1 pseudogene is annotated in these 404 nt (G+C 67.8%); it reads right to left on the bottom strand.

Features of this window, described 5'->3' with window-relative positions:
- Positions 1 to 404: pseudogene (locus tag SB753_RS35070) on the bottom strand (VRR-NUC domain-containing protein); the annotation flags it as partial.

Raw genomic sequence — 404 nt, 5'->3', positions numbered from 1 at the left:
CATCGCGGCACGCTTGCAATGCCAGATAACGGTCGACGTCGCCCCGCTGCTGGAACGCCCGCGACGACGGCGCGAACGCCACGCGCTCGTACTGATACACGCCGAGATCGGCGAGCACGAACTCGGACCAGTCCTGATGCAGATTGCCGAAGAACATCAACCGGAAGCGCTCGCAGAGCGGCGCGACGAGCACGCGCAGCGCGGCTTCGTCAGCGGCTGCGTCCCACTCGCGATAACGCCGTGGCAGCGCGTGCGCGGGGTCAGCGACGCGCAGCGCTTCGAGCCATTCGGCCTTGCGCAGGCCCTTGAGCGCGGGAGACGCGGCGAACATGCGTTGAAGTTCGGGGCGCGTCGCGCACGCGAACAGTTCGTCGAGTGACACGCCTGCGTCCGCATCGATCCAG

Source organism: Paraburkholderia sp. SIMBA_053 (genome assembly GCF_046534895.1).
Taxonomy (GTDB): Bacteria; Pseudomonadota; Gammaproteobacteria; order Burkholderiales; family Burkholderiaceae; genus Paraburkholderia; species Paraburkholderia caledonica.
Note: the sequence above shows the minus strand (reverse complement) of the source record. Positions and strands in the feature narration are given on the sequence as shown.